The sequence below is a fragment of the Nocardioides psychrotolerans genome (assembly GCF_943371775.1).
GTDB classification, from domain to species: Bacteria; Actinomycetota; Actinomycetes; order Propionibacteriales; family Nocardioidaceae; genus Nocardioides; species Nocardioides psychrotolerans_A.
In genome coordinates, this window is record NZ_CALRWD010000094.1 from 1 (window position 1) to 17,200 (window position 17,200).

A 17,200-nucleotide genomic window follows, 5' to 3' on the forward strand; every position below is an offset into this window, starting at 1 on the left:
CGACGACGGGAGCGTGCGTCGCGCCGACATCGACGTCGTGACCAAGAGCCGTCCGGGGCCCAAGCCCGGCTGTGGCTGGGAGGTCACGACCGAGGACGTGCGCATCCCCATGGAGCGACCCGCCTTCGACTACACCTACTGGGTGCGCATCGGCTACCTCGGCACCTCGGAGGACATCGTGGAGGTGACCGTGGGCGACCAGACCTACACTGCCGCGGTGCGCAAGGGACTGCACGACCTGTTCCTCAACGTGGTCGACGAGGTGCCCTATGTCACGCTGGGCGGACTGCAAGCGGGCACACCCCTGTGCGTCGACCAGATCGAGGTCGGCCCCGTCACGGCCGGAGGTGCGTGGTGACCGAACGTCTGGTGGAGACCGGCGCGAGCCTGGTGCCTCCCCCGCCCGAGACGGGCACGGACTTCCCCGTCCTCGACACGCTGCGCGCCGTCGGCGCCCTCTGCGTCCTCACGACGCACGCAGCCTTCTGGGCCGGCGATTACTACCGGAACGGCGCGTGGGGCACGTTCCTTGCGCGCCTCGACGTCGGCGTGGCCATCTTCTTCGTGCTGTCCGGCTTCCTGCTGGCTCGCCCGTGGCTCGCCCGCGCGGCCGACGGGCGTGACGCCCCCGGCGCTCGCCCCTACCTCTGGAAGCGCCTGCTGCGCATCGCCCCGCTCTACGTCGTCACCGTGGTGCTGGCGCTGACGTTCATCGAGGAGAACCAGGACCGCAGCCCGTCCGACTGGCTGGTCAGCCTGCTGATGCTCGACACCTTCACCACCGCAGGTGCACCAGCCGGGTTGACGCAGATGTGGAGCCTGGCGGTCGAGGTCTGCTTCTACCTCCTGCTGCCGGTCCTCATGGTGCTGCTGGTGGGCCGCCACCGGGTCCTCAACCCCGGACGAGTGCTCGTCGGGCTCGCGGCCATGGTGGGCGTCAGCGTGTGGTGGCACCTCGATGGCGCCGCGCGCGCCGGCGAGCTGTCGCTGGGCAACCCGCTGCAGTGGCTGCCGGCGTACCTCGGCTGGTTTGCCGCCGGGATCCTGCTCGCCCTCGCCCAGGTCCTGCACGCACGCGGGTCCACCCGATGGACCCAGGGCCTGGTCACCCTCGCCCGGCAACCCGGCAGCTGCTGGACCCTCGTCATCGGCCTGATGCTCGTGACCGCCACCCCGCTCGCGGGTCCGACCCTGCTCATCTCCCCGACCGCGGGTGAGTCGCTGCTCAAGAACGTGGTCTACGGCATCGTGGGCCTGCTCGTGGTGATGACCGGCGTCTTCGCGCTGCCCGGCGGCCTCTACGAGCGCACCCTGGGACACGGCGGCGGACGCCGGCTGGGCTGGATCTCCTACGGCATCTTCTGCCTGCACCTGCCGCTGCTGCACTTCGTCATGTGGTCGACCGGGTGGACGCTCTTCGAAGGACGTGGGCTGCAGATCTGGGCCCTGGTGCTGGTGCTCAGCATCGTTGCCGCGGAGCTCGCCTACCGCCTGGTCGAGCGCCCGGCCCTGCGGCTCAAGCGCCTGGTGCCCGACCGCTCGTCGAGCGCGACGAGCAGCAGCAGCCCGACCAGCGGCACCACCATCGCGTAGGCCGTCCAGGCGTCGGAGCCGGCCCAGCCGGACGTGTCGCCCCACGGGCGCACCGCGTAGGCAGCGCCCACGACCACAGCCGGGACCGCGATCAGCCACTCACGTGCCTCGAAGCGCCTGAGGGCGACCAGCAGGCCGCCCACGGCGATCCCGACGAGCACGCCGCCCCACCCCGCGACCAGGCCTGCGCCGACGACCGCGAGGCCGGCGAGCGCCAGGGCGGGGACCGGACGCTCCTCCAGGGACGGTGGCACCTCGTGATCTCGGCGGCGTCGTCGCACCACCGTCGCGACGCCCAGCCCGAGGAGCAGCACCAGGCCGACCAGCATGCCCCCGCGGTAGGTGCGGTCGGGGGCGAAGGAGGCGACCACGGGGGCGTCGCCGTCGAGCACCCAACCCTGCTGCCACCCGTCGAGGACGATCGGCTCGAGAGCCCGCCCGTCCTGCGCCGCCTCCCACCCGGGGTTGGCGTTCTGCCGCAGCGCGAGCACCGCGGCCCCGGCCGGGACCTCCACGGTGCGCGTGTCGCTGTCGGAGCGCAGCGTCAGCGGGACCGCTGCGGCCAGGTCCGGGGTCTCGCGCAGCAGCACGAGCGACGACGCCGCGAAGGCCGCGTTGCCCTCGACGTCCACGACGCGGGGGCCGGCCGCGAGGTCCACCTGCTCCGGCACGCCCGGCGCGGCGCCGCAGAGGACGGCCTGGACAGCGGAGCCGGCAGCCAGCTGTTGCGGCGAGGCCTGCACGGCGGTCTCGACGCTTCGCCCATCGACCTCCAGCTCGGGGCCGGTGCCGCAGTCGTAGGTGCGGACGTCGGGCGACAGCGCGAGGGGCAGGTAGTCGAGCCCGGGGATCGAGAGCTCGGTGACGCCCACTCCGATGTCGCGCAGCTGCGCGTCGAAGCCCAGGTCGGTGGTCGCGTCGGCCTCCTCGACCCGGATGGACAGCTGGTCGGTGCGGATCGCGGGGAAGGACACGAACCCGGCGGCCGAGACCTCGACCTCGCGGGTGCCCTCGGGCCAGCCGACCGTCACGCGCACGGCCTCGCGCGCCGCGGTCTCCTCGTCGAGCACCAACCGCACGCTGGAGATGCGTCGCTGTCCCAGCCAGCTGAGCCGAAGGGTCGGCCGCAGGTCGACAGCAGAGCTGATCCACGTGGTCGAGGGGTCGCCGTCGACGGCGGAGAGCGGCGATCCCCGGGGATCCGGGACAGCGACAGAGGACGCCGAGATGTTGAGCGGCTGGTCGGCCTCCAGCAGGTCGTCGAGCGCAGAGCCGCCGCGCGGGAGCGCGGTCAGCGTCGCCTCCCACGACCCGGCCTCCGGCAGCGTCACGACCCTGCCCATGGAGACCGGCTCCTCGCCCTGACGGGCCGCTCGCTCCACGCAGCGCACGTCACCGGCGACCTCGAGACATCCCCGACGGGCGTCCTGGTCCGCTCGCAGGACGATCGCGGTCGGCGCAGGCCAGCCGTCGGGCAGTGCGGGCAGAGCCAGGCGTCGTCGTACGTCGAGGCCCTGGACGTCGACCTCGGCCAGCGCGACCGGGCGTCCGTCGACACCCGTGGCGTCCTCGACCCTGATCCACGCGGTCTCGCCCGGCGGAGCGGCCACGACCCGCGTCTCCCCCGATGCCAGCTCGACGGGCTCGGTAGCGCCGGCCGCGGTGACCACGCGCACGACCTGCTCCTCGTCGGCGTCCTCACCACCGATGAGCGTGATGCGTCCGACCTCGACGGGCTGCTCCAGGTCCACGCGCCACCACGACTGCTCCGAGCGGCCGATGCCCGACACCCACTGCGTGTCGGTGTCGCCGTCGAGCGCCGCATAGGGAAGCTGCCCCGGGCGAGCCCCGCCGAAGGCATCGGCATCGGACGCCGACGACGAGGCCGACAGTCGGGACGCGCCGCTCAGGACGGCGCGCGTCGACCAGCGGTCGTCGGTGTCGATGCGGTAGTCGCGAGCCGGGTTGCCCGAGCGCGGCACGTCGCCCGGTGTCAGGGTGGCCGAGTCGCCGTCGTGGATGCGCGCGAAGAAGCGCTCCCGCGCACGGAGCCCGTCGGTCAGGACCAGGGGCGCGTCGCCGGCAGCCGGGGACGAGACGTCGGTGGCGTCGGTGACGTCGGCGGCCAGCAGCGTGGGCGCCGAGCCCACGAGGTCGAGATCGGCCAGGTCGAGGAGGTCCTCGGGACCGCCGACGACCACGGTGGGGTCGGTCGTGGACACGGCGGCGTCGACGGGACCGGGGACCTCGAAGACCTCGATCGCCCGATAGCGGGCCTGCCAGCCGCCGTTGACCACCACCCGGTCGCCCTCGTCGTCCTCGAGGGTCGCGCCACCGCCGACCTCCGGCCCGAAGCGCGCCACGAGCAGCAGTCCCGGGGAGTCGGACAGAGCCTGGTGCACGAGCGTGGGGTCGGGCACGTCGCCGCCGCGTGCCAGGTCGTTGCGGATGACCAGGTGCTGCACCCCGGCCCTCTGCAAGAACGCCACGAGCCCGGGAGAGCCGTGCCCCTGCGCGAGGCGCTGCTCGATCGCGTCCAGCATCCGGATGTTGCCGGGCGGGGTCAGCGGGATGACGTTGCGGACGGCCCACCGGCTCTGCCCGAGGTACTGCAACGGCTCATCCTTGGGAGAGCCCCAGAGGTAGTCGCCGAACGGTGCCCCCGGCAGCACGAGCGCGCTCCGGCCGTCGGACTCCTCCTCCAAGAAGGCGGCGGTCTGCTCCCAGTAGTCCGGGACGCCGAACGTCGCACCGGCCGGGGTGATGCGGCCCAGCGCCGCCGGGACGGCCGCCCCGGCCACGACCAGCACCGCCAGGCCCACCAACGCGAAGCGGTTGAGCGCGGCGGCGACCAGCGTCAGGCTGCGGCGCTCACCCGACCCGTCCGTCCCCTCCGCCAGCTGCGTCGCTGCGGGCTCCGGCTCAGCGGCCTGGCCGCGCCCCTGCAGCACGCGGTCGACGACCCAGGCCAGGCCCACCACCAGCGGCAGGCGCAGGATCGGGTCGAACTTGTGCACGTTGCGCAGCGGCGCCAGGACGCCGTCGAGCAGCCCGCGGGCGTCCGCGGCGAGCCAGCCCTCGACGGCCCCGCGGTGACCGGCGGCCACCATGAGCACCCCGACGAGCAGCGCCAGGACCAGGAAGCGGCGGTGCGGGGTGCGTCGGTCGGCCAGTCCCACGATGCCCAGGAGCAGGACCACGCCGCTGTTGAGGACGAGGTAGGACGTCGTGAGCAGGTCGTTGCCTGCCCGTGAGCCGGCGTCGACGTAGGGCACCCAGTTGGACGTGCCTCGCAGCACGTCGAAGAGCGTCGTGGGGAAGGTCGTGACCGACGTGGTCTCGATGTAGTCGAGGAAGGGCGGGCTGTAGGACCCCATGACGAAGAGCGGCACCAGCCACCACAGCGTGCCGACGAGGGTGAGGAGCGGCCACCAGAGCATCATCGATCGGCGCCGCGGTCCCGGCGTCCTGGTCAGGAGCCAGACGACGCCGAGCGGCAGGACCGCGAAGGTGGCCGCGGCGTTGACGCCCCCGACCATGGCCACTGCCAGGGCAGCCAGTGCCGCTGCCCGGCGCGGCGAGCCTGTGGCGCTCCCCCGGACCAGGAAGAAGAGCACCCACGGGGCCATGGCGCTGGGCCAGGCCTCGATCGAGATCGGACCCAGCGTCGTCAGCATCCGGGGCGAGAGAGCGAAGGCGAAGCCGGCGAGCAGGCAGGCCAGGTCCGAGCGGACGCCCAACGCCCTGGTGACCCGAGCGGTCCCGGTGAAGGCCACGCACAGGACCAGCGCCATCCACAGCCGCTGGACCACCCAACCCGGCAGGTCCAGGACCGAGCCGAGCAGGAAGAACGGTCCCATCGGCCAGAGGTAGCCGTAGGCCTGGTTCTGCAGCTGGCCGAAGGCAGCCTCTCCGTCCCACAGGTGGAGGGCGCGCGAGAGGAACTCCCCCGGCGCCGCCACGAGGTCGAACTTCGTGTCGGGCACGAGGTAGCCGGGATCCTGCACGAGGGCGATGCCGACCAGGAGCAGGCAGGCGGAAGCCACCCTGATCCAGAAGGTTGAGGTCACTTCTTGCGGAGGATCAGGACGAGGTTCCACGTCACCACCTCACGCACCAGCGGGACCTTGAGCAGCCAGTAGCTCCAGGACGGGTTGTAGCGCGGCAGCACCGCCACGACGTCGGCGTCGGTCTGCGTGCGGGCCCAGCGCAGGCCGTCGCGGACGGTCACGGCGAAGAGGGACTCGCCGTACTTGTTCTTGGGCTCGTGGCCGTGCGTGCGGGCGTAGCGCCGCCGGGCGCGGCGTCCGCCGAGGAAGTGCCAGGGCGAGGTCTCGTGGCCGCCCCAGGGGCCGAACCAGACGGTGTAGCTGATGAAGACCGTGCCACCCGAGCGCGTCACGCGCACCATCTCGTCGGCCATCAGCCACGGGTCGGGCACGTGCTCGAGCACGTTGGAGGAGTAGCAGACGTCGACCGCGGCGTCGCGGAACGGCAGCTGCATCCCCGACCCGATGACAGTGCCCTCGGCAATGTCCCCGAGGCCCGCGAGCTCGCCGGCATCTGCGTCGAGGGAGAGGTACGTCGCTCCGGCCGCGCGGAACGCGTCGCGGAAGTAGCCGGGCCCGCCACCCACGTCGAGGAAACGCTGGCCGTCGAGGTCGACGTACTGCGAGAGCTGACCGACGGAGTCGTCGGCGATCGCGGAGTAGAAGCGGGCCGGGTCGGTCTGCTCGTGACCGAACTCCCCCAACAGGTGGCGCGACCGTCGCAGGGTGGCCTTCCAGCGGGAGCTGGAGAGGGTGGTCGGCGTCGGCACGCGGGCGACCCTACCCGGTGGTAGTCGTCTGCGAGCGGGGTTGGCCTAGGGTGTGCCGGATGCACGACCTGCCCGAGCTTCCCGACCTGCCCGAGCTGGTGGGAAAGCACGTGGTCTTCCTCAGCTGGCGCGACACCCGCAACCCCGAGGGCGGCGGCGCCGAGCGCTACCTCGAGAAGATGGCGGCCGGTCTCGTGACCCGCGGCTGCACCGTGACGATCTTCTGCGCGTCGCACGCGGCGGCACCTCCGGAGGAGGTCGTCGACGGCGTCCGGTTCGTCCGCCGTGGCTCCAAGCTGTCGGTCTACCTCGCCGGCATGCGCGCCCTGCGGCGCGGCCACCTGGGGCGACCCGACGTCGTCGTCGACGTGCAGAACGGCCTGCCGTTCTTCTCCCGGCTCGTGACCCGGGCCCCCGTCGTGGTGCTGGTGCACCACGTCCACCGTGAGCAGTGGCCGGTCGTCTACCCCGGGCTCTCGGGCCGCGTCGGCTGGTGGATCGAGCGCCGGTTCGCGCCCTGGCTCTACCGCCGCTGCCAGTACGTCGCGGTGTCGCGCGCGACCCGGGCCGAGCTGCGTCAGCTCGGGGTCCGCGGGCCGCGCATCGCGGTCGTGCACAACGGCACCGACCCCTACGTGGCCGTCGATCCCGGACTCTCGCCCACGCCGCTGGTCGCCGTGGTCGGCCGGCTGGTCCCCCACAAGCAGGTCGAGCACGCCGTCGACGCGGTGCTCGCCCTGAGGGCCGAGCTGCCCGGGCTGGAGCTCGTCGTGGTCGGTGGCGGCTGGTGGGACGCCGAGCTCCGCTCGCACGTGCGCAGCGTGGGTGCCGAGGACATCGTGACGTTCGAGGGACACGTCGACGAGGAGCGCAAGCACGAGGTCTACGAGCGGGCCTGGGTGCTCGCCCTCCCCTCGCTCAAGGAGGGCTGGGGCCTGGTGATCGGCGAGGCCGGGATGCACTCGACCCCGTGCGTCGCCTACGCGTCGGCGGGGGGCACCCGCGAGTCGATCGAGGACGGCGTGTCAGGGCTGCTCGTCGACACGCAGGACGAGCTCACCGAGGCACTGGGACGACTGTTGCACGACGACGACCTGCGGGCGCGCCTCGGTGCAGGTGCGCTGGCCAAGAGCCATGCCTTCACGTGGGAAAGCGCACAGCAGGCGTTCGCCCTGGTGCTGCTCGCCAGCCTCCAGGGTCACCTGGTCGACAGCCAGGACCCCGAGGACGTCGACGAAATCGACGTCTGACCCCCGTCTGGTCCGGGCCGATCAGGGCCGGTCAGGGACGTGAAGGACGGCCCGGCCGAGAGGCCGGGCCGTCGTCAAGACGTGTGACGCTGGGGTCAGTTGGAGCCGTATTCGATGACCGGTGCGTTGACGTTGGTCGGAGACTTGTCCGGAGCCGCAGTCTGCGAGGACACCACACCCACGACGGTGGCTGTTGCCACGACACCACCGAGCACGAGCGCGCCGATAGTGGTCAAAATCGTTCCCATTTGAAGACCCCTCCCTGAGTTTCGCGCTCAGCGTAGCAGCGGCACAGGATTCCGATGGCTTTCTCGAGACCTTCGGTCAAATCGTGACCTGCCGTCGTCGAGGTCGCCCGCGCCGCCGCGCCAGGACGGTCCCCGCGGCGGTGGCGAGTGCAGCGACGAGCAGGCCGCAGAACGCCGCCCAGGCACCGGTCATCGCCACGACCCACCCGGTCGGGACGTCGCGCGCAGTCGCGTCGCCGACGACGACCACGACCAGGTCGGGCGTCGTCAGCACCCGCTCGCCGTCGACCAGCGGCGCCGGCCCCGGAGCCGTCACGTCGACGACCACCACGCTGATCCCCAGCGCCAGCAGCAGCTCCGCACGCTCCTGCGGCGTCGCCGCGTTCAGCGCCGTGCGGGCCTCGCGGACCCGGGGGTCCTCGCCGGCGATGACGACGCCCGACACGACGAGCTCGTCGCTGGCCACGTAGTCGGGCGTGAGGAAGCGACCCACCGGGTCCAGCACCTTGCGGCCGTCGTTGAAGGCGGGTCGGCGATAGCTGGAGAGGGGCAGCACCAGGACGTCCCCCGGCTGCTCGCCGACGGCCGAGGAGACCGCGTCGCGTGCTTCGTCGTACGACGGGGGGTAGGGGGCGCTGCCCAGGCGCGAGGTGGCGCCCCACGCGGCGTCGGGCAGCACGGCCACGGGTGCGAGGACCACCGCCACGGCGATCGCCAGGCGCGGCACGAGGATCGTCGGGACGCGCGCCCAGAGGACGTCTACGCCGATCGCGGCGGTGACGACCAGCAGCGGGGCGAGGAGCGCGAGCAGGCGCGCCCCGTCGCGCACGAGGCCGGCGCCGGGGACCTGCTCCACGAGCCACCCCACCACGCCTGGGGCCGCCCAGGTCAGGACGGCCAGCGCCCAGCCGATCACCGCGCACACCAGGAAGGCAGCCCCGTCGCGGGTGCCCACCTGTCGCCACCAGGTGCGCGCACCGACGGCGGCCAGTGCCAGGACGAGGACGAGCGCGACGACGGCGAGCGCCCCGCCCCGGGAGGACGGCATCGTCTCGGCGTTCCACGCGCCCCCGAGACCGAGAGCTGCCAGCGGCCCCGGGAGCAGGCCCTCGTCACGGAGCGCGAAGGCACTCGCGCCGTCGGCGTCGGTGACCGAGGACGAGGCGTGCAGGAGACCGGCGACGAGCCAGGGCGCGTTGGCGGCCAGCACGAGCAGCAGGGCCCGGACCGTCCGCGCGGCTCCGGCCGCGAAGGCCAGCACCACGAGCGCCGTGACGAGCCCGGCGCCCGCGCTCAGGCTGCCCAGTGGCACCAGGACGAGCAGCCGCCTCGGGAAGCGACCCGTCTCACGCCACTGCCGGGCGGCGAGCAGGCACCACGGCAGGACCGCGTAGCCCACCAGCACCGGCCAGTGGCCGAGCACGAGCCGCTCGACGACGAAGGGGTTCCACTGGAAGAGACCGACCGCCAGGGCCCGCGCGACGAGGGCCGTGCCCGGCACCAACCGCGCGGCGCCCAGTCCTCCGGCCACGAGCGAGCCGAGCAGGACGACCTTCTGCAGGAGCATCCCCGGCACGACCTCGTCCAGCAGTGCCACGACCGCGTCGGAGGGCACGGCCCGGGGCAGACCCGAGGCGACGCCGAGGAAGTCGGGCCGCATCGCCAGGTCGGGCACCCACACCATGTCGAAGGTCAGGACGTAGCCGCGGCCGAGGGCCGGTCCGAGCAGCGCCACGGCGAGCCCGAGCGACCACAGTGCGAGCACCCAGCTGCGCCACTGCTTCACGCCGGCCCTCCTCGTCGTACGGTCCGTCCCCTTCGCGGAGCGGTGGCGCCGATCCAACCACCTCGCACATCGATGCCCGCGCACGCACGATCCCACGTAGGCTCGTCACGTGACGTCAACGACTGCCGCCACCTCGCGCGGGTTGCGCGGGGGCGCCGCCATCGCGGTGGCGATGGGCATCATGAACATCGCGACCTACGGCTACACCGTGGCCGCCGCGCACCTGATCGGCCGGGTCCCGTTCGGGGCGTTCTCCGCCCTGATGGGCGTGCTGCTGGTCGTGAGCGTCGTGTCGCTGGGGCTGCAGGCCACCGGTGCTCGCCGCATCAGCGCCGACCCCGACCAGGTGGAGAGCATCGAGCGCAACGTCCTCGAGGTCGCCTACCGCGTCGCCGTCGTGCTGGGCCTCCTCCTGCTCGCCCTCGCCCCGGTGCTCAACTGGGTCCTGCAGCTCGAGAGCCTGGCAACAGCCACCCTCGTCGCCGTCGCCGCCGTGCCCCTGACGGTCATGGGTGGTCAGGCGGGCGTGCTGCAGGGCGAGCGCCGCTGGGAGCCGCTGGCCCTTGTCTACCTCTCGCAGGGTCTGGGCCGCGTCGTCCTCGGCACCGGCTTCATGGTCGTCTGGCAGAGCGAGTTCGCCGCGATGCTCGGAGTCGCGCTGGGGTGCTGGGTGCCGGCCGTCGTCGGCTACGTCGCCCTGCGCCGTCCGCGCGCCGTCAACGACACCCCGGTCGAGGGCCACCCGCGCACGGACATCCTCCGGGAGGTGGCCGGCAGCAGCCAGGCCCTGTTGGCCTTCTTCGCGCTCTCCAACGCCGACATCCTGCTCGCGCGGGCGGTCCTCGACGCCGACGTGGCCGGGCTCTACGCCGGCGGCCTGATCCTGGTCAAGGCGATCCTGTTCCTCCCCCAGTTCGTCGTGGTCATCGCGTTCCCGGCGATGTCGACCAAGGACGCCGGCCGATCGACGCTGGTCAAGGCGCTGGCCGTCTCGGCGGCGCTGGGGGCCTGTGGTTTCGCGGCGACCCTCACCCTTCCCGACCTAGCCTTGGTCTTCGTCGGCGGCGACGACTTCGCAGGCATCAAGGACAAGCTGTGGCTCTTCGCGATCGTCGGCACGCTGCTGTCGATGGTCCAGCTGCTGCTCTACTCGGCCCTGGCCCGGCGCCAGGGCCGCGCGGTGCTGATGATCTGGACGACGCTCGTGGCGCTGCTGGCCGGATCCTTCACCGTGCACTCGGTGACCTCGCTGGTGACTCTCGTGTGCATCGTCGACACGGCTCTGCTGGTCGGACTCGTCATCACCGCCTGGCGCGCCCAGCCGGCCTCCCCCGCCACCGAGGTCGCCCGCACCCCTGAGCCCTCCGAGGCCGACGCGACTCAGTGAGCGGCGTCGTGCCAGCTGTGGCCGGTGCCGACGGAGACGTCGAGCGGCACGGCCAGGTCGGCAGCGGCGCCCATCTGCTCGCGGACCAGCGCGTCGAGCCGGTCGCGCTCACCGGTCGCGACCTCGAAGACGAGCTCGTCGTGCACCTGCAGCAGCATCCGTGAGCGCAGGCCCTCGGCCTCGATCGCCCGCTGCACGTGCAGCATCGCCACCTTGATCAGGTCGGCCGCCGAGCCCTGGATCGGGGCGTTGAGCGCCATGCGCTCGGCCATCTCCCGACGCTGGCGGTTGTCGCTGGTCAGGTCGGGGAGGTAGCGGCGGCGGCCCATGATCGTCTCCGTGTAGCCGGTCTTGCGGGCCTCCTCGACGATCCCGCCGAGGTAGTCGCGGATGCCGCCGAACGTCTCGAAGTACTCGTCCATGAGGCCGCGCGCCTCCGCCGGCTCGATGCCGAGCTGCTGCGAGAGCCCGAACGCCGACAGGCCGTAGGCCAGGCCGTAGTTCATCGCCTTGATCTTGGCTCGCATCTCGGTGCCGACCGCGTCGGCCGGCACGTCGAAGACCCGGGCCGCGGTGATGGAGTGGAAGTCGTGTCCCGAGCGGAACGCCTCGATGAGCAGCGTGTCCTCTGAGAGGTGCGCCATGATGCGCATCTCGATCTGGCTGTAGTCGGCCGTGAGCAACGACTCGTAGCCGTCCCCCACGACGAAGGCCTCGCGGATGCGGCGGCCCTCCTCCGTGCGGATCGGGATGTTCTGCAGGTTGGGCTCGGTGCTCGAGAGGCGTCCCGTCGCGGCGATCGTCTGGTTGTAGGTCGTGTGGATGCGGCCGTCGGGCGCCACTGTCTTGAGCAGCCCGTCGATGGTCTGGCGCAGCCGGATCACGTCGCGGTGGCGCAGCAGGTGCTCGAGGAACGGGTGCTCGGTCTTGACGTAGAGCGCCTGGAGCGCGTCGGCGTCGGTCGTGTAGCCGGTCTTGGTGCGCTTGGTCTTGGGCATCTCGAGCTCGTCGAAGAGCACGACCTGCAGCTGCTTGGGCGAGCCGAGGTTGATCTCCTTGCCGATCGCGGCGTAGGCGGACTCGGCCGCCTTGCGCACCTCGGCGTCGAACTCGGACTGCAACGTCTCGAGGTGACCGGTGTCGACCGCGATCCCGACCTGCTCCATGTGGGTGAGCAGCTCGACCAGGGGCAGCTCGACGTCGGCGAGCAGGCGGGTGCCGCCGTGCTCCTCCACCGCGTCGTCGAGTGCCGCCGCCAGCTCGAGGACGGCGCGGGCGTGGAGCATCGCGGTCGAGGCGACGTCGTCACCACCGCCCTCGACGGAGTCGAAGAGCGCGTCCTGCTCGCTCTCCTTCTCCTGACGCAGCTCGCGGCGCAGGTAGCGCAGCGTCAGGTCGGAGAGGTCGTAGGAGCGCTGGTCGGGGCGCACGAGGTAGGCCGCGAGGGCCGTGTCGGACACGACGCCGGACAACGTCCACCCCTGGGCGGCCAGCGCGAGCGCCGGCCCCTTGGCGTCGTGCAGGACCTTGGGACGGGCGGGGTCGGCCAGCCAGGCGGCCAGCGCCGCGTCGTCGGCCGGGGTGAGCTGCTCCACCGCGACATAGGCCGCGCCCCCCGCCTGCATGGCGATCGCGAGTCCGTCGACGCGGCCGGTGCCGGCACCCCAGGCGCCGCGCACGTGGACGCCGACGCGCTGCTCGTCGAGCTCGGCGAGCCAGCCGGCCACGGCGTCGGGGGCGAGCACGACGCCCTCGAGCTCGAAGCCGCCCTCGTCGACGTCCTCCTCGGACTCGAGCGTCTCGAAGAGCCGGTCACGCAGCACCCGGAACTCCAGGCCGTCGAAGAGCGTGTGCACCTCCTGGCGGTCCCAGGGACGCAGAGCGAGATCGGCCGGCACCAGCTCGAGGTCGAGGTCGCGGACCAGGGCGTTGAGGTGGCGGTTGCGCATGACGTCGCCCAGGTGCTCGCGCAGGGCCTCGCCCTTCTTGCCGGTGATCTGGTCGGCGTGGGCGATGACGTTGTCGAGGCCGTCGAACTGGTTGATCCACTTGGCGGCGAAGCCCTGACCCACCCCTGGGACACCCGGCAGGTTGTCGGAGGTCTCCCCGACGATGGCGGCGAGCTCGGGGTAGCGGTGAGGGGGCACGCCGTACTTCGCCTCGACGGCCTCGGGCGTCATCCGCGCGAGGTCGGAGACGCCCCGCATGGGGTAGAGCACGGTGGAGTGCTCGGTGACGAGCTGGAGAGCGTCGCGGTCACCGGTCAGGACGAGCACGTCCATGTCGTCGGCGAGGGCCTGGGTCACGAGGGTCGCGATGATGTCGTCGGCCTCGAAGCCGTCCTTCTTGAGGAACGGGATGCGCAGGGCGTCGAGGACCTCCTCGATCAGCGGCAGCTGACTGCTGAACTCCCCCGGCGTCTTGTTGCGCTTGGCCTTGTACTCGGCGTACTGCTCGAGGCGGAAGGTCTGGCGCGACACGTCGAAGGCGACCGCGAGGTGGGTCGGCTGCTCGTCGCGCAGCACGTTGATGAGCATCGAGGTGAAGCCGTAGACGGCGTTGGTGTGCTGGCCGGTCGTCGTGGAGAAGTTCTCGACGGGCAGCGCGAAGAACGCGCGGTAGGCCAGCGAGTGTCCGTCGAGTAGCAGCAGACGAGGGCGGGTTGTCGTGGAAGCCTCGGGCACCCGCCGACTCTAGCCGCCACCACCGACAGCCCCGCGCGACCGGGTCGGACAGAATGAGGCCATGAGTGATGACCAGCAGGACGGCCAGTCCGTCGAGGAGTTCCTCGCCGCCATGCCCAACGGTGCCCTCGGCGACAAGATGGGCATCGAGGTCGTGGAGGTGACCCCCGAGCGGATCGTCGCCACGATGCCGGTCGAGGGCAACACCCAGCCCTACGGGCTGCTCCACGGCGGCGCGTCGGTGGTGCTCGCCGAGTCCCTGGGCTCCATCGGGTCGGCTCTTCACGCCCACCCGGACCGCGTGGCGGTCGGGATCGACATCAACGCCACCCACCACCGCTCGGCGACGTCGGGCCTGGTCACGGGGGTGGCCACGCCGGTGCACCTCGGGCGCACCAGCGCGTGCTTCGAGGTGGTGATCAGCGACGAGCGAGGCAAGCGGGTCTGCACCGCCCGGATCACCTGCGCGCTGATCCCCGCGGAGCGCCTCGCGAAGTAACGTCCGGCTGGGCTCGGCTCAGGCCGTCGGCGACTGGGCGCGCCGCATCGAGCGGCGCGCGGCGAGCACCCGCGTGAGCTGACGACCGCTCGTCGTCGGGAGCGCGGGACGCTGCGCGGTGAGCTTGGCGCGGACCACCTGGGTCGGCGCGATCCGGACCGTGGCGTGCGGCCCCAGGGCCAGGCGGGCCATGAACCGGTTGGCGTCGCGCGACCCGGAGCTGGCGGCCGTGGCGACGTGGCCGATGCCGAGCTCCTCAGCGAAGGCGACCGCGCTCTCCATGAGCAGACGCCCGATGCCGTGGCGACGGAACTGCGAGAAGACGTGGGGCGAGATCGCCTGGACGGTCTGCTCGAGGTTGATCGGGGTCAGCGTGCAGACCCGGAGGAAGACGGCGCCGGCGAGCTCGCCGTCGTAGTCCGCGACGAGCAGCCGCTGCTCCGGGGAGGCCGCGGCGGCCTTGATCACGAGCTCGAGGTCGGCGACCTGGTCCTGGTGGTCCGCACGTCGTAGGGCGTCGGCCCATAGCTCGGCGAGGACCGGTGCGTCGTCGACCTCGGCACATCGCAACGTCACCATCGAACGGCTCATGCGTCCCGCCTTCCAGAGCTGACCATCACAGGGACCGCGCTCCATGCCCACCACGCGCACGGCCCTACCGAAGACTACGCTCAGCCCGCCCGTCATGACAGAGGAGTCCCGTGATCCCCGGAGTCGGCACCGCCGTCAACGTCGCCACCGTGCTGGTCGGCGCCCTCCTCGGCCGGCTGCTGGGCAACCGGTTGCCGGTCCGGACCCGCGACCTCGTCACGGACGCCCTGGGCCTGGTCACGCTGCTGATCGCGGCCACGTCGGCCCTCGCAGTGCTCGACGCGGACCTCGCCGCCAAGGTGGGCGACAGCGCCCCGATGCTGATCGTCCTGGGCTCGCTGCTCCTGGGCGGGATCCTGGGCTCGCTGCTCCGTCTCGAGGACCGGGTGGAGTCCCTCGGTCGCTGGCTCCAGCGACGGCTCTCGGCCACGAGCGACTCCGTCGAGCGGCAGCGGTTCGTCGAGGGCTTCGTCGTCTCGTCGCTGATCTTCTGCACCGGGCCCCTGACGATCCTCGGGTCGCTCAACGACGGGCTGGGCAACGGCGCCGACCAGCTCTTCCTGAAGGCGACCCTGGACGGCTTCGCGGCGATCGCCTTCGCGGCCTCCTTCGGGTGGGGCGTCGCCGCCTCGGCCCTCACCGTCCTGGTCGTGCAGGGCGGCCTGACGTTGGTGGGCCTGGGGCTCGGTGACGTGCTCCCGGAGGCCGAGCTGGCCGCGATCACCGCGACCGGTGGTCTGCTCCTCGTGGGGGTCGCTCTCCGGCTGCTCAAGATCCGGGAGATCCCCGTCGCCGACCTGCTGCCCGCCCTCCTGGTCGCGCCGGGGCTCGTCTGGGCGGTCGCGCAGCTCGCCTGAGGCGCTGTGACCCAGATAACGAATCGGCTACAAACCTGGCACGATCCTCCATTCCGTCCTCAGCCGTCCCTGGGGGCATTACGTTGCAGCAAATCCCCTGGCTCCACGATGGGGCCGGTAAGACACGGAGGACGCATGAACCTCAGATCCACACGTACCCGACTGGCAGTAGTTGCGGTGACCGGCATGCTGGCCCTCTCCGCCTGTGGCGGCGATGATGGCGACACCGAGCCCAGCGCTGACGAGACGTCCGACACGACCGAGTCGAGCGCGCCGCCCGCAGAGACCGGCGACGGCGTCCTGACCTTCGGCTCGCTGCTGCCCGAGACCGGCAGCCTTGCCTTCCTCGGCCCGCCGGAGTTCGCGGGTGTCGACCTGGCCGTCCAGGAGATCAACGAGGCCGGTGGCGTCAACGGTGAGGACGTCGTCCACGTCCGCGGTGACTCCGGTGACGCCGACTCGGGCATCGCCCCCGCCGAGACCGACGAGCTCCTCGCCGCCGGCTCCGACGTGATCATCGGTGCGGCGTCCTCGGGCGTCTCGCTGACCGTCATCGACGCCATCCAGGCTGCCGGTGCCGTCATGTTCTCCCCGGCCAACACCTCGACGGCCTTCGACGAGCCGCCCTACGACTCGCCGGACCTCTACTTCCGCACGGCTCCCTCGGACATCCTCCAGGGTGCCGTGATGGCCAACCTCCTCATCGAGGACGGCCGCTCCAACGTCGCGATCCTGGCCCGCCAGGACGCCTACGGCGAGACCCTCGCCGAGCAGGTGGCGACCAACCTGGAGAACGCCGGTTCCAGCGTCGCCGCCACCGTGTTCTACGGCGAGAACGCTCAGTCCTTCGACTCGCAGGTCGACGAGATCGCCGCTGCCGGTGGCGACTCGCTGGTCCTGATCGGCTTCGAGGAGACCGCGACCATCGTGCCGCAGCTCATCACCGCCGGCGCCGGCCCGCAGGACATCCCGACCTACTTCGTCGACGGCAACACCGCCGACTACAGCGAGGGTGGCAGCACGCCGCTGCCGGCGGGTGTCCTCGAGGGCACCAAGGGCACCATCCCCGGCGCCGACACGGGCGGCGAGTTCCAGGAGCGTCTGCTCGCTCTCGACCCGGACCTGGACTCCTTCGCCTACGCGGCTGAGTCCTACGACGCCGTGATCACCTCGGCCCTCGCGGCCGTGGCAGCCGGCGCCGACGACGGCGAGTCCGTCGGTGCCGCCATGGTCGACGTCACCATCGGTGGCGAGAAGTGCACGACGTTCGCCGACTGTGTCGCGCTCCTCGACGAGGGTGCCGACATCGACTACGACGGCGCCTCCGGTCCCATCGAGCTCGGCGAGACGGGCAGCCCGACCGCTGCCTCGATCGGCATCTACGAGTACAAGGCCGACAACACCATCGAGGCTGTCGACTACATCAGCGGCCAGATCTGATCCACCGCTGACGGGGCCACGCCCCGACCGCAGGACCCCGCCGGGG

At 72.0% G+C, this 17,200-nt stretch carries 13 protein-coding genes; 7 read left to right on the forward strand and 6 right to left on the reverse strand.

The genetic code is table 11. From position 1 onward, the window contains the following. Together AAG827_RS19800 and AAG827_RS19805 are read left to right on the forward strand one after the other, a co-directional pair. Positions 1-358 (forward strand): hypothetical protein (locus AAG827_RS19800; RefSeq protein WP_341927939.1); only part of this gene is annotated, 358 nt, incomplete at its 5' end. Beyond that, positions 355-1,593, forward strand: a complete 1,239-nt coding sequence (locus AAG827_RS19805; RefSeq protein WP_341927940.1) for an acyltransferase — start codon at positions 355-357, stop codon at positions 1,591-1,593. The genes AAG827_RS19800 and AAG827_RS19805, both read left to right, overlap by 4 nt. On the opposite strand, the gene AAG827_RS19810 is transcribed toward AAG827_RS19805, so the two are convergent. Both AAG827_RS19810 and AAG827_RS19815 read right to left on the reverse strand, forming a co-directional pair. Next, entirely contained in the window at positions 1,485-5,639 is a 4,155-nt protein-coding gene (locus tag AAG827_RS19810; RefSeq protein ID WP_341927941.1) for an alpha-(1->3)-arabinofuranosyltransferase family protein, read from the reverse strand. The genes AAG827_RS19805 and AAG827_RS19810 overlap by 109 nt on opposite strands. Before the next feature lie 20 nt (positions 5,640-5,659). Beyond that, a complete protein-coding gene (locus AAG827_RS19815) occupies positions 5,660-6,412 on the reverse strand; it encodes a class I SAM-dependent methyltransferase (protein ID WP_341927942.1) in 753 nt (250 codons plus the stop codon). Positions 6,413-6,471: 59 nt separating this feature from the next. Here AAG827_RS19815 and AAG827_RS19820 point away from each other — a divergent pair, with 59 nt between their 5' ends. After that, on the forward strand, positions 6,472-7,662 hold the full coding sequence (locus tag AAG827_RS19820; protein ID WP_341927943.1) for a glycosyltransferase family 4 protein: 1,191 nt from the start codon (positions 6,472-6,474) through the stop codon (positions 7,660-7,662). A gap of 95 nt (positions 7,663-7,757) precedes the next feature. Here the strand turns inward: AAG827_RS19820 and AAG827_RS19825 are convergent, their stop codons facing one another. Further along, positions 7,758-7,910 (reverse strand): hypothetical protein, encoded by a 153-nt coding sequence (locus AAG827_RS19825; protein WP_309650634.1) that lies wholly within the window; start codon positions 7,908-7,910, stop codon positions 7,758-7,760. A 76-nt stretch (positions 7,911-7,986) separates the two neighbouring features. Then, positions 7,987-9,696 (reverse strand): hypothetical protein, encoded by a 1,710-nt coding sequence (locus AAG827_RS19830; protein ID WP_341927944.1) that lies wholly within the window; start codon positions 9,694-9,696, stop codon positions 7,987-7,989. A 109-nt stretch (positions 9,697-9,805) separates the two neighbouring features. Between AAG827_RS19830 and AAG827_RS19835 the strand changes: the two genes are divergently transcribed. Beyond that, entirely contained in the window at positions 9,806-11,083 is a 1,278-nt protein-coding gene (locus AAG827_RS19835) for an oligosaccharide flippase family protein (RefSeq protein WP_341927945.1), read from the forward strand. On the opposite strand, the gene polA is transcribed toward AAG827_RS19835, so the two are convergent. After that, positions 11,077-13,767 carry a DNA polymerase I gene (polA, locus tag AAG827_RS19840; protein ID WP_341927946.1) on the reverse strand — a complete coding sequence of 897 codons (2,691 nt, stop codon included), beginning with the start codon at positions 13,765-13,767 and terminating at the stop codon, positions 11,077-11,079. The two genes, AAG827_RS19835 and polA, sit on opposite strands and share 7 nt — an antisense overlap. Before the next feature lie 61 nt (positions 13,768-13,828). Here polA and AAG827_RS19845 point away from each other — a divergent pair, with 61 nt between their 5' ends. Beyond that, on the forward strand, positions 13,829-14,266 hold the full coding sequence (locus AAG827_RS19845) for a hotdog fold thioesterase (protein ID WP_341927947.1): 438 nt from the start codon (positions 13,829-13,831) through the stop codon (positions 14,264-14,266). Between the two features lie 18 nt (positions 14,267-14,284). Here AAG827_RS19845 and AAG827_RS19850 read toward each other — a convergent pair whose 3' ends face one another. Further along, on the reverse strand, positions 14,285-14,857 hold the full coding sequence (locus tag AAG827_RS19850; RefSeq protein WP_341927948.1) for a GNAT family N-acetyltransferase: 573 nt from the start codon (positions 14,855-14,857) through the stop codon (positions 14,285-14,287). A 110-nt stretch (positions 14,858-14,967) separates the two neighbouring features. Here AAG827_RS19850 and AAG827_RS19855 point away from each other — a divergent pair, with 110 nt between their 5' ends. Together AAG827_RS19855 and AAG827_RS19860 are read left to right on the forward strand one after the other, a co-directional pair. Continuing rightward, positions 14,968-15,714 (forward strand): DUF554 domain-containing protein, encoded by a 747-nt coding sequence (locus tag AAG827_RS19855; protein WP_341927949.1) that lies wholly within the window; start codon positions 14,968-14,970, stop codon positions 15,712-15,714. Positions 15,715-15,900: 186 nt separating this feature from the next. Continuing rightward, positions 15,901-17,154 (forward strand): ABC transporter substrate-binding protein, encoded by a 1,254-nt coding sequence (locus AAG827_RS19860; RefSeq protein WP_341927950.1) that lies wholly within the window; start codon positions 15,901-15,903, stop codon positions 17,152-17,154. Positions 17,155-17,200: the final 46 nt, after the last annotated feature.